10 protein-coding genes are annotated in these 12,452 nt (G+C 68.4%); 6 read left to right on the top strand and 4 right to left on the bottom strand.

The window, feature by feature from the left end:
- Positions 1–3: 3 nt before the first annotated feature.
- The 3 genes from C9F13_RS05550 to C9F13_RS05540 are packed head-to-tail and all read right to left on the bottom strand — an operon-like array spanning position 4 to position 2,963.
- On the bottom strand, positions 4–1,512 hold the full coding sequence (locus C9F13_RS05550) for a tripartite tricarboxylate transporter permease (protein ID WP_108445182.1): 1,509 nt from the start codon (positions 1,510–1,512) through the stop codon (positions 4–6).
- Between the two features lie 12 nt (positions 1,513–1,524).
- On the bottom strand, positions 1,525–1,986 hold the full coding sequence (locus C9F13_RS05545) for a tripartite tricarboxylate transporter TctB family protein (RefSeq protein WP_108445181.1): 462 nt from the start codon (positions 1,984–1,986) through the stop codon (positions 1,525–1,527).
- The gene (locus C9F13_RS05540) at positions 1,983–2,963 is read right to left on the bottom strand and encodes a Bug family tripartite tricarboxylate transporter substrate binding protein (protein WP_108445180.1); all 981 of its coding nucleotides are present in this window, start codon (positions 2,961–2,963) and stop codon (positions 1,983–1,985) included. Before C9F13_RS05540 ends, C9F13_RS05545 begins: the two co-directional genes overlap by 4 nt.
- A 135-nt stretch (positions 2,964–3,098) precedes the next feature.
- Between C9F13_RS05540 and C9F13_RS05535 the strand changes: the two genes are divergently transcribed.
- From C9F13_RS05535 to C9F13_RS05510, 6 genes are all read left to right on the top strand, one after another.
- On the top strand, positions 3,099–3,767 hold the full coding sequence (locus tag C9F13_RS05535) for a response regulator (protein WP_108445179.1): 669 nt from the start codon (positions 3,099–3,101) through the stop codon (positions 3,765–3,767).
- Positions 3,764–5,182: a sensor histidine kinase gene (locus tag C9F13_RS05530; protein ID WP_108445178.1), complete on the top strand. Its 1,419-nt coding sequence runs from the start codon at positions 3,764–3,766 to the stop codon at positions 5,180–5,182. The genes C9F13_RS05535 and C9F13_RS05530 overlap by 4 nt, the downstream gene beginning before the upstream one ends.
- Positions 5,179–6,225 (top strand): ABC transporter substrate-binding protein, encoded by a 1,047-nt coding sequence (locus C9F13_RS05525; RefSeq protein ID WP_108445177.1) that lies wholly within the window; start codon positions 5,179–5,181, stop codon positions 6,223–6,225. Before C9F13_RS05530 ends, C9F13_RS05525 begins: the two co-directional genes overlap by 4 nt.
- A 95-nt stretch (positions 6,226–6,320) precedes the next feature.
- Positions 6,321–7,790, top strand: a complete 1,470-nt coding sequence (gene guaB / locus C9F13_RS05520; RefSeq protein ID WP_108445176.1) for an IMP dehydrogenase — start codon at positions 6,321–6,323, stop codon at positions 7,788–7,790.
- Between the two features lie 82 nt (positions 7,791–7,872).
- On the top strand, positions 7,873–9,450 hold the full coding sequence (guaA, locus tag C9F13_RS05515; protein WP_108445175.1) for a glutamine-hydrolyzing GMP synthase: 1,578 nt from the start codon (positions 7,873–7,875) through the stop codon (positions 9,448–9,450).
- 374 nt (positions 9,451–9,824) lie between these two features.
- Positions 9,825–10,682, top strand: coding sequence for a LysR family transcriptional regulator (locus C9F13_RS05510; RefSeq protein WP_108445174.1), 858 nt, complete (start codon positions 9,825–9,827; stop codon positions 10,680–10,682).
- 99 nt (positions 10,683–10,781) lie between these two features.
- Here C9F13_RS05510 and C9F13_RS05505 read toward each other — a convergent pair whose 3' ends face one another.
- Complete coding sequence (locus C9F13_RS05505; protein WP_108445173.1) at positions 10,782–12,188, bottom strand: amidohydrolase; 1,407 nt, start codon at positions 12,186–12,188, stop codon at positions 10,782–10,784.
- Positions 12,189–12,452 lie beyond the last annotated feature (264 nt).

Raw genomic sequence — 12,452 nt, 5'->3', positions numbered from 1 at the left:
GTGTCAGCCGGCGTGGCGGCGAGCGCGGGCGGCAAGCAGCTTCGGCACCAGCCAGGGCAGCACCAGCAGCGCGGCGGCGGCGAGCCACAGGCCCAGCGAGATGCCGGACTGCCAGAGGATGTCGACCTCGCCGCCGCTGATCGACAGCGCCCGGCGCAGGTTCTGCTCCATCAGCCCGCCCAGCACGTAGCCCAGGATCACCGGGGCCAGAGAGAAGCCGAGCTTGCGCAGCAGGTAGCCGAACACGCCGATGATCAGCATCAGGTAGATGGCGGTCAGGTCGGAGTGCAGCTGGTAGACGCCGACGAAGGCGAGGATGGCGATGGCCGGCACCAGCACCCAGCGCGGGATGGTCAGCACCCGGGCGAACACCCCGGCCAGCGGCAGGTTGAGCGCCAGCAGCACGATGTTGCCGATGTAGAGCGAGGCGATCAGCCCGCCCGCGACCTCGGGCCGCTCGGTGAACATCATCGGCCCGGGGGTGATGTTGTAGAGCATCAGCGCGCCGAGCAGCACGGCGGTGGTGCCGGAGCCGGGGATGCCGAGCGTCAGCATCGGCACGAAGGAGCCCGCCGCCGCGGCGTTGTTGGCCGACTCCGGGGCCGCCAGGCCGCGCATGTCGCCCTTGCCGAAGGTGCCTTCCTGGTCGGAGAGGCGCTTCTCGGTGGTGTAGGAGACCGCGCCGGCCACCGAGGCGCCGGTGCCGGGCAGCACGCCGATGATGAAGCCGAGCAGCCCCGACCGCCACATGGCGCCCTTGCAGTAGAGCACCTCCTTGAGGCTGACGAAGACCCGGCCCAGCGGCGGCAGCTCGCCGTCGCTGTCCTTGCGGTGGGCGTGTTCGAGCATCAGCAGGATCTCGCTGATCGCGAACAGGCCGATGATCATCACCACGAAGTCGATGCCGTCGTAGAGCTCGGGCATGCCGAAGGTGTAGCGCATCACGCCGGTGCCGGAATCGACGCCCACGGTGGCGATCAGCACGCCGAGTACCGCGCCGATGGCGGTCTTGATCGGGTCCTTGCCCATCATCACCGACATCGACGAGAAGGCGAACACCATCAGCGCGAAGAACTCGGCGGGGCCGAACATCACGGCCACCTCGGCGAGCAGCGGCGCGAACAGCGTCAGGCCGATGATGGCGATGGTGGCGCCGACGAAGGAGCTGACCGCCGAGAGGCCGAGCGCCGGGCCGGCCAGGCCCTTCTTGGCCAGCGGGTGGCCGTCCAGGGTGGTCATCACCGCGCCGGCGTCGCCCGGCACGTTGAGCAGGATGCTCGACATCCGCCCGCCGTACTCGGCGCCGGTGTAGATGCCGGCCAGCAGGATCAGCGCCGACTCGGCCGGCAGCCCCAGGGTGTAGGCCAGCGGCATCAGGATGGCGATGCCGTTGATCGGCCCGATGCCCGGCAGCGCCCCGAACAGGGTGCCGAGCAGCGCGCCGAGGAAGGCCAGCCCCAGGTTGAGCGGCGTCAGGGCGACGCCGAAGCCCTCGATCAGGAAATCGAACATGGTGGCAGTCCTCTAGATGAGCGCGGCAAGCCAGGTGCCGGCGGGCAGGGCGATGCCCAGGCCCTCGGTGAACAGCACATAGCTGCCCGCGGAGAGCAGCACGCCGGTGATCAGTGCCTTGCCGTTGCTGGCGCCGAAGAGCCTTGCCAGGGCGGCCACCACCAGCAGCGAGGTGGGGATGAAGCCCAGGCGGGTGAAGAGCATGGCGTAGGCCAGCAGCAGGCCCAGCACCAGCAGCAGGCGCAGCGCCAGCGCCTTGTGCGGCCAGTGGCCGTCGGCACCGGGCCTGACGACGAGCACCAGCGAGAGGCCGGCGAGCAGGATCGAAAGACCGAGCGGAAAGGCCCGTGGACCCACGGGCTCGTAGCTGAACGGGACCTCGAGGTTGATGGCCTGGACGGCGACGAACGCCGCCAGGCCGATCAGCACGATCCCCAACAGCCGGTCGGCGACCGGCTTGGCGACTTGGCTCATTTCAGCCCCACTTCCTCGGCCAGTGACTTAAAGCCGGCGACCTGCTCCTTCACGTAGGTGTCGAAGTCGTCACCGAAGCGCGACATCGGGAAGAGGCCGCGCGCCTCGCGGATCTCGGCGAAGGCCGGGTCCTCGGCCAGGGCCTGCATGCGCTCGACCCACGCCTGGTAGGCCTCGTCGCTGACCTCCGGGCCCATGTAGTAGCCGCGCCAGATCGGCCACTGCACGTCGTAGCCCTGCTCGGCGGCGGTGGGGATCTCGGCGTAGGGGCCGCCCATGCGCTCCTCGGAGAGGGCGGCCAGCACGCGGACCTTGCCGCTCTCGAGCTGCGACTGGAGCTCGGAGAGATCGCCGGTGAAGACCTGGATGTGGTTGCCGAGCAGCGCGGCCAGCGCCTCGCCGCCGCCCTCGAAGGCCACGTAGCGCAGGTCGCGCGGGTCGATGTCGCCGGCCTTGGCGGTCAGCGCGGCCTTCATCCAGTCCTGGCTGCCCACGGTGCCGCCGGCGCCGAAGGCGATCTCGCCGGGATTGGCCTGAAGATCGGCCATCAGCTCGTCCAGCGACTGCCAGGGCGCGTCGGCGCCGACCACGATGGCGCCGTAGTCGACCCCCAGGGCCCCCAGCCAGCGCACCTCGTCGGCGTCGTACTGGCCGAACTTGCCCAGCGCCAGGTTGACCGCGGCGCCGGTGCTGGCGGCGACGATCAGGTTCTCGTCGTCGGTGCGCACGCCGTTGACGTGGTTGTAGGCCACGGCGCCGATACCGCCGGGCATGTAGGTCACCAGCATCGGCGAGTCGATGCGGCCGGTCTCGAGCAGGCCGTTGGCGGCCAGTCGGCAGGTCAGGTCGTAGCCGCCGCCGGGCTTGGCGGGGGCGATGCACTCGGCATCGCCGGCGGCCTGGGCGGAGCCGGCGAGCAGGGCGCCGCCCAGCAGGGCGAGGCCGGAGGCGTGGCGGATGGCCGTGTTGATCTTCATGGCGAACTCCTGTTCTCTTGTTATGCGAGGTGGGCGAGGCCCGCTTCTGCCTCGCGTGATGGCCAGGGCGATGCTAGGGCCGCCACCTTTCATGAACCTGTCACCTTCCCCCTCACCGTCTGAGACATTGGTCGTATGCGCCTGCTGGTCATCGAGGACGATGCGCTGATCGCGCGCTCCCTGGAGCGGGCGCTCGCGCCCCTGGGCAATACCGTCGAGGTCTTTGCCACCTGCGCCGAGGCCCGGGCCGCCCTGCGCCACGACCGCTTCGATTTGATCCTGCTCGACCTCGGCCTGCCCGACGGCGACGGCCTCGGGCTGCTGGCCGCGCTGCGCGATCGCGGCGACACCACCCCGGTGCTGATCCTCACCGCCCGGGACGGCATCGACGACCGGGTCTCCGGCCTCGACCTCGGTGCCGACGACTACCTCGCCAAGCCCTTCTCGATTGCCGAGCTGGAGGCCCGGGTGCGCGCCCTGCTGCGGCGCAGCCAGCAGCGCAGCGACAATCGCCTGCGCTTCGGGGGCCTGGTCTTCGATCCGGCCACCGGCGTGGCGACCCTCGATGAGGCGCCGCTGGCGCTGCCGCGCCGCGAGCTCTTGCTGCTCGAGGGGCTTTTGCTGCACGCCGGCAGCATCGCCCCTCGGGAGGCGCTGGAGCGGCGGCTGTTCGGCTTCGACGATGTGGGCTCCAACGCCCTGGAGGTCTACGTCAGCCGGCTGCGCAAGCGGCTCGCCGGCTCCGGGCTCAGGATTCGCACCTTCCGTGGGCTCGGTTACCGGCTGGAGGACGAGGCCGGGTGATCGAGGTCACGGGCTCGCTCAAGCGCCGCCTGGCGGTGTGGCTGCTGGTCACCGTCACCGGGCTCGGGGCGCTGCTGATGATCGAGGCCCGGGTGAGCAGCCATCGCGCCGCCGAGCGCGCCTATGACAGCCAGCTCGAGGCCGCCGCCCTGACCATCGCCGAGGCGGTGCAGTGGCAGCAGGGCGAGCCGCTGATCGAGGTGCCGGCGGCGGCCCTGCAGATTCTCGCCACCCGGCACCAGGAGCGGGTCTTCTACGCCGTGCTCGACGCCGACGGCGCGCCCGTCTCTACCAACCTGCCGTTCACCCTCGAGCCCGGCTGGCGCGAGCGGGCGGCCGACGCGCCCCTGGCGCTGACCGCGCGCCTCGACGGCGAGGCCTGGCGACTCTACGGCCGCGAGGTGGACTCCGCGGGCTGGGTCTCCCAGGAGCCGGTGCAGGTCTGGGTCGGCCATACCCGGGCCGGGCGGATGGCGCTGGCCGACGAGCTCTTCGAGCGCACCCTGACCCGCTTCGTGGCCATGGTGCTGCTGGCCGGGGTGCTGATGGCCCTGGCCCTGCGGGTGGCGCTGGGGCCGATGCGCCGGCTGCGCCGGGTGCTGCGCCGCCGCGACGCCGACGACATGCGCCCGCTGGACGCCCGGGTGCCCGAGGAGATGCGCGAGCTGGCCCAGACCCTCGATCACCTCTTCGCCCGCCAGCGCCAGAGCCGCGAGGCGCTGCTGCGCTTCACCGCCGACGCCAGCCACCAGCTCAAGACGCCGCTGGCAGGGCTGCAGAGCGTAAGCGAGCTGGCGCTCACGAGCGAGGACCCGGCCGAGTGGCGGGCGGCACTCGCCGCGGTGCACGAGGGCGCCGGGCGCACCAGCCGGCTCGCCGGGCAGCTGTTGAGCCTGGCCCGGCTGCGCCACCTCGGCGAGGCCGAGGCAGTGGCGCCGCTGGATCTGGCCGCCGTGCTGCGCGAGACGGTGCTCGACTGGGCCGAGCGCGAGGCGGCCCGCGATCACGACCTGGGCCTCGCTCCGCTTCCCGCCGGGCCGGTCTGGGTGCGCGCCGAGGGGTGGGCGATCCGTGAGCTGCTCGGCAACCTGATCGACAACGCCCTGCGCTACACGCCGCCGGGCAGCGTGATCACCCTGGGGCTTGAAGTGCTCGAGGGGCGAGAGGGGCGAGGCGAGGTGGCGCTCTTCGTCGAGGACGACGGCCCGGGCGTGCCGGCCAAGGCCCGCGAGCGGCTGCTGCAGCCCTTCGAGCGGGGCGGGCGCCAGGACACCGAGGGCTCCGGGCTCGGCCTCTCGATCGTCGACTCCATCGCACGGCGGCTCGACGGGCGGCTGAGCCTCGGCGCCCGAGAATCCCATGGCCTCAGGGTGAGGCTCTCTCTTCCGCTGTGCGATCCCGAGGAGGCGCCATGATGGCCCGGCGAACCGCTCTCTCGTTCATTGTGCTGACGCTGCTGCTTGTCGGCGCCGGCCCGCTGCGCGCGGCGCCGACGCCGCTGGTGGTGGAGGCCGCACTCGATCGCGAGGTGGTCGCGCCGCTGCTCGACGCCTTCCGCGCCGCCCATCCCGAGATCGCTCTGGACTTCCGCGACCGCACCACCCTGGAGGTCGACGCCCTCGTCGCCGAGGCCGACCCGGCGCCGGACGTGGTGATCAGCTCGGCGATGCCCTGGCAGATGGCCCGGGTCAACCAAGGCTATGCACGGCGGCTCGACTCGCCGGCGGCGCGGCGCTGGCCGGCCTGGGCCAAGTGGCGCGACGAGGTGTTCGGTTTCACCTTCGAGCCCATCGTCATGGCCTACCGGCTCGACCTCTCACGCCACATGGCCCCACCCCAGACCCACGCCGACCTGCACACCCTGCTGACCACAGAGCGCGACGCCCTCGCGGGCAAGGTGACCACTTACTCGCCGCTGGAGAGCGGGGTGGGCTACACCCTCCACCAGCAGGACGCCCGCTACACCCCGCGCTTCTGGGACCTGGTGGCCGGCATGGGGCGGGTCGACGCCCGCCTCGAGGGCAGCACCCGGGCGATGCTCGAGGGGCTATCCGACGGGCGCTACTGGCTCGGCTACAACCTGCTCGGCTCCTACGCCATGGTCTGGGCCCAGACGCATCCCGAGGTGATCGTGCAGGTGCCGCAGGACTACTCGCTGGTGATGATGCGCATGGCCTTCATCCACCGCGACGCGCCGCACCCGGTGGCCGCCGAGGCCTTCGTCGACTTCCTGCTCGGCCGCGAGGGGCAGCGGGTGCTGGCCGGCCAGACGCCGCTGTTCAGCGTGCGCCCCGACATCGTCGGGCCCTTCACGGCGGCGCGGCTGCGCGACCAGGTGGGCGAGCGGCTGTTCCCGATTCCCCTGAACGCCTCGCTGCTGGCCTTCGTCGACCCCCAGCGTCGTGCCGCCTTCCTGGAGCGCTGGCGCCGCGAGTTTCGCCGCGCCGAGGAGGAGTGAGCAAGCACGCCACGGATTGCCGGACCCCCGGGCCGGCCGCTATAATGGGGGATTAACTTCACTCCCTCCTCCTACCTCCATGGGTGTTGCCGCATATGCTACGTATGGCCCAAGAAGCTCTTACGTTCGATGACGTATTACTCGTCCCCGGGTATTCCGAGGTCCTGCCCAACGACGTCAGCCTTCGGACCCGCCTGACCCGGGATCTCTACCTGAACATCCCGCTGGTCTCCGCGGCCATGGACACCGTCACCGAGGCGCGTCTGGCCATCGCCATGGCCCAGGAAGGGGGCATCGGCATCATCCACAAGAGCATGACCATGGCGCAGCAGGCCGCCGAGGTGCGCAAGGTCAAGAAGCACGAGAGCGTGATCGTGAAGGACCCGGTCACCGTCGGGCCCAAGGCCAAGCTGGCCGACCTGCTGGCGATGGCCGAGGAGCACGGCTTCTCCGGCTTCCCGGTGGTGGAAGGAGAGACCCTGGTGGGCCTGGTGACCCAGCGCGACATGCGCTTCCAGCCCAACCACGGCGACAGCGTCGCCGACATCATGACCCCCGGCGAGAAGCTCGTCACCGTGCCGGTGGGCACCACCCTCGACGTCATCAAGGGCAAGATGCAGGAGCACCGCATCGAGAAGATGCTGGTGGTGGATGACCAGCAGCGCCTGCGCGGCCTGGTCACCTTCCAGGACATCGAGAAGGCCCGCACCTTCCCGCTCGCCGCCAAGGATGCCGACGGCCGCCTGCTGGTCGGCGCCGCGGTCGGCACCGGCCCCGAGACGCCGGATCGCGTGGCCGCCCTGGCCGAGGCCGGGGTCGACGTGGTGGTGGTCGACACCGCCCACGGCCACTCCAAGGGCGTGATCGAGCGCGTGCGCTGGGTGAAGGAGAACTTCCCGCAGATCCAGGTGATCGGCGGCAACATCGCCACCGCCGAGGCCGCCAAGGCGCTGGCCGAGGCCGGCGCCGACGCCGTCAAGGTCGGCATCGGCCCGGGCTCCATTTGCACCACCCGCGTGGTGGCCGGCGTCGGCGTGCCGCAGATCACCGCCGTCTCCAACGTCGCCGCGGCCCTGGTGCCCTACGACATCCCGCTGATCGCCGACGGCGGCGTGCGCTTCTCCGGCGACCTGGCCAAGGCCGTGGCGGCCGGTGCCAGCACCGTGATGGCCGGTGGCCTGCTGGCCGGCACCGAGGAGGCGCCGGGCGAGATCGAGCTCTTCCAGGGCCGTACCTACAAGGCCTACCGCGGCATGGGTTCCATGGGCGCCATGTCCCAGACCCAGGGCAGCGCCGACCGCTACTTCCAGGACAAGAGCGAGGGCGCCGAGAAGCTGGTGCCGGAAGGCATCGAAGGCCGCGTGCCCTACAAGGGCATGATGAGCGCCATCGTCCACCAGCTGATGGGCGGCCTGCGCGCCTCCATGGGCTACACCGGCTGCCGCGACATCCAGGAGATGCGCACCAAGCCGCAGTTCGTGCAGATCACCGGGGCCGGCTTCAACGAGTCCCACGTGCACGACGTGCAGATCACCAAGGAAGCCCCGAACTACCGGGCCGGGTGATCCCGACCTCAGTACGACCGCGGCGGGGGCAACCCCGCCGCTCGCTTTTGGATCCGGCCTGCCGCCACACCGAGACGTTCCCATGACCGATATTCACGCCCACAAGATCCTGATCCTCGACTTCGGCTCCCAGTACACCCAGCTGATCGCCCGCCGCGTGCGCGAGATCGGGGTCTACTCCGAGGTTCGCGCCTTCGACATCACCGAGGCCGAGATTCGCGAGTACGCCCCCAACGGCATCATCCTCGCCGGCGGCCCCGAGTCGGTCACCGAGCTGGATTCGCCCCGTGCCCCGCAGTGCGTGTTCGAGATGGGCCTGCCGGTGCTGGGCATCTGCTACGGCATGCAGACCATGGCCGAGCAGCTCGGCGGCAAGGTGGCCGGGTCGAACGTGCGTGAGTTCGGCTATGCCCAGATCCGCCTCGACGCCGAGACCGCGCTGTTCAAGGACATCTCGGACCACATCGACCACGAGACCGGCCGCAGCCTGCTCGACGTCTGGATGAGCCACGGCGACAAGGTGGCCGAGGTGCCGGACACCTTCACGGTGACCGCCTCCACCCCGAGCTGCCCGATCGCCGCCATGAGCTGGGAGGAGAAGCGCTTCTTCGGCGTGCAGTTCCACCCCGAGGTGACCCACACCCTGCAGGGCCAGCGCATCCTCGAGCACTTCGTGCTGGATATCTGCGGCAGCGAGCGCAACTGGACCCCGGCGCAGATCATCGAGGACCAGATCGCCCGCGTGCGCGACCAGGTGGGCGACCGCCACGTGCTGCTCGGCCTCTCCGGCGGTGTCGACTCCTCCGTGGTCGCCGCCCTCCTGCACAAGGCCATCGGCGATCAGCTGACCTGCGTGTTCGTCGACAACGGCCTGCTGCGCAAGGCCGAGGGCGACCAGGTGATGGAGACCTTCGCCAAGCACATGGGCGTGAAGGTGATCCGCGTCGACGCCGAGGCGCTGTTCCTCGACAAGCTCGAGGGCGTTGACGAGCCCGAGGCCAAGCGCAAGATCATCGGCAACACCTTCATCGACGTGTTCGATGCCGAGGCCGCCAAGATCGAGGGCGTGGACTTCCTGGCCCAGGGCACCATCTACCCGGACGTGATCGAGTCCGCCGCCGCCAAGACCGGCAAGGCGCACGTGATCAAGTCGCACCACAACGTGGGTGGCCTGCCCGAGACCATGAAGCTCAAGCTCGTCGAGCCGCTGCGCGAGCTGTTCAAGGACGAGGTGCGCAAGCTAGGCGTCGAGCTCGGCCTGCCCTACGACATGGTCTACCGTCACCCCTTCCCGGGGCCCGGCCTGGGCGTGCGCATCCTCGGCGAGGTGAAGAAGGAGTACGCCGACATCCTGCGCGAGGCCGATGCCATCTTCATCGAGGAACTGCACAACGCCGGCTGGTACCACAAGACCAGCCAGGCCTTCGCCGTCTTCCTGCCGGTGAAGTCCGTGGGCGTGGTCGGCGACGGCCGCCGCTACGAGTGGGTGATCGCGCTGCGCGCCGTGGAGACCATCGACTTCATGACCGCTCGCTGGGCGCACCTGCCCTACGAGCTGCTGGAGAAGGTCTCCAACCGCATCATCAACGAGATCACCGGCGTCTCCCGCGTCACCTACGACGTGAGCAGCAAGCCGCCGGCCACCATCGAGTGGGAGTGAGCATTCCGTTCACTTAGCGTGCTGCACGACGAGAACCCGCCCTATGGCGGGTTCTTCGTGTCCGAGAAGACCATATGCGAAGGGCTGGAGTACAACCTGCGTCTGCTCTCCCGCTTCATCGCCGAGGACGGCATCAATGACGCCCAACGGCCGAGAGTTTCCCGCCGCCCACCCATGGCGGGCTTTCCGGTGGCTGGGCGCATGCCGGCGCGGTCCAGGGACGCTGCCGCGCACGAGGGACCGACGGCACTGTGGAGGGGGCAACGTGCATGTCGGGATACCGAACGATATTGCACCGTGGTGATTAGGCTGAAAAGATCATCGCTTCCCTCGACGAATGGACGTGTCAGGCGTGGACAGCCGGCAGCGATGCGATGAATAGGCCTCTCAATCACGATCTCCTCTATACCTTTATCACGGTCATCGATACGGGGAGCTTCACTGCGGCGGCAAAACGCCTCAACTCGACACAGTCGACGGTCAGTCAGCAAATCCTGCGGCTCGAGTCGGCGGTGGGGCAACGCCTGCTGGAGAGGGAGCATCACCATGTCCGGCCGACGGAAGCGGGAGAACAGCTACAGGGATACGCGAGGAAAATCCTGTGCCTCAATGCCGAGGCGGTGAGCGCATTATCCGGCCATGCCCTCAGCGAGACGTTGCGTCTAGGCCTGCCCGAGGACTTCGCCTCGTCGGTCGCAACGCCCATGCTGGCGAGTTTCATGAGGGAGAATCCGCGCGTCAGGCTGGAAGTCACCAGCGGGTTGAGTCGTGATCTGAAGCGTGCCTATGACCTGGGCGAGTTCGACCTGGTGCTGGTGAAACAACCACCGGGCGTCGAGGGCACCACGATGCATTGGCCCGAGCCGTTGTGTTGGATCGACAGTGCGTCCTACCCGGTGGTGGACCTGGATCCCCTGCCCCTGGTGGCCTTTCCTGCCGATGGCCTCTATCGCCGAGACATGACGGATGCGCTCGACTCCCAAGGGCGCCAGTGGCAGATCGTCTATACCAGTTCCAGCCTGGCAAGCGTTCAGCGAGCCGTGGCCGCGGGCATGGGCGTCAGCCTGCTTCCGCGACGCACCGTGATTTCTGGCCACCGTATCCTGTCCGACGGGTCCGGTTTGCCCGTGCCGGCGCCCATGGAAGTCGCCATCCACTACCCGAGGGGGGCTTCGTCGTTGACGCTGCGGGTGGCCTCCATGCTGGCGGAGCTGGTGGAGCACGGGCGGTAGGGCGGCTATCGGCCGTCGAGGGAACGACAGGATCAAAGACAGCGGCCTGTTGTCTTCCATCCTGTCTCTGGCATCGGGGGCGTTGTCATCCCCTGCGTCTCAGGCTTGATGCACGTTTCCTGCCACCAGACGACCCTGGTGGAAGGTGGCCACGCGCGGTGAGACACGTGCAACGGTCTCCGCCGAGCAGCTCGCGTCCACCAGCATGAACTCTGCGCTATCGCCTGACCGGGGCCATGCCCGTTGCCCATTGGCATCCAGGGGGAGTATGCCGCCCGTGGCGATCGACATGGCCCGGCTGAGCTGGAATTCATCGATGCCACCGTACAGCCGGGCATAGAGGTTGGCCTTGTCCATGACATCCCCGGTGCCAAACGGCGACCAGTGATCCACCACGCTATCCGTGCCGGTCATGACGGAGACGCCTTCCTCATACAGCGTGGGAAGCGGCATGACCAGGCCCGCGATCGGGACCGTCGAGGCAATCGTTACCTGCTGGGCGGCGAACCGGCTGGCCAATTCCTTCACCTCGGCCGCGTCCAGTGTGCTCAGGGCGAACGCATGGCTGATGGTCAACTTGCCTTTCAGCGAGGGGGTGTTCTCCACCGTGTCCATCATGTAGCGAATGGCCGCGGGGCCAGAGGGGCCGGTCTCGTGCAGGTGGATATCGATCTTGGCATCGTGATCGATAGCGATCTGGAACATCGCATCCAGCGATCCCTCCATATCGCCATCCACGTTCGTCGGGTCCAGGCCGCCGACATACTGCACGCCCATCTGCATGGCCTCGCGCATCAGGCCATCGACATCGGCGCGCAGCAGACCATGCTGGGGAAAAGCGACGATCTCACAGGAGAATTCATCGCGATGGTTGTCGAGCGCCTGTTGGAGGTGCTCGAGGCTTTTCAGGCCGCTGACCAGATCGATGTTGCAATGACTTCTGGCGACCGTACTGCCTTTCGACAGCAGCAGCGCAATCAAGGCTTCCGCCCGCTCCCGTGACGTTGGGAGCAGCTGCGGTATCAGCTTCTCCTCCAGGGCAATCATGTCGCTGATGGTCTTCCCCTGGCGCGACCGAGGGGCTCTCCAGGGGCCACCGTAGAATGTCTTGTCCAGATGGATGTGCATGTCCCGGGTCGCGGGAAGCAGCAGGTGGCCCCAGGCACTGTATCGGGGCAGCTGTCCATTCGGTTCTTGCCCCACGGCGATGACATCGGTGATCCGTCCTTCCTTGATCTCCAGCGTATGCCTGCCGGTACGGGTGCCGACGACGATACTTCCCTCGTACTCGAATCCTTCCTCGAGGGTGACGTCGGTGAGGTAATAGTGACGTTCAGTGATACTGTCCTGGCTGCCAGAGGCCTGTTGGCAGCCTTGAGAGCCCATGCTGGATGCGTAGGAGGCACTGGCCATGCCGCCGAGCATACCTGTCATGGCACATGCGCCCGTCAGTTTTCCCGTGGCCCCGAGAAAGCCTCGACGGCTGACATTGTTGGAAATCCCCATGGTGTTACGGCCCTTATGTGGGTGGTGATATCTGGTTATTGGAGTTCTTCCTAGACGGTAATTTGCGAGCCTGGCGTTTCCCATCAATATTTCTGAATGCCCCATATTCGATAACCAAATATCTCCATGTCTTCGGCCGAGAGAGTCGATCGCTAATGCGAAGGAGGGGGCATGCCGTGCCCCTCCGGATGCGGCGACCGCGGGATGTCCGGTCTCGGGCATCCGGCCGGTAATCCACGGGACTCTCCATGGCCGGCCCTGTCC

Origin of the sequence: Halomonas denitrificans (genome assembly GCF_003056305.1) — a bacterium.
Classification (GTDB): Bacteria; Pseudomonadota; Gammaproteobacteria; order Pseudomonadales; family Halomonadaceae; genus Halomonas; species Halomonas denitrificans.
This window is presented reverse-complemented; position numbering and strand designations above follow the sequence as displayed.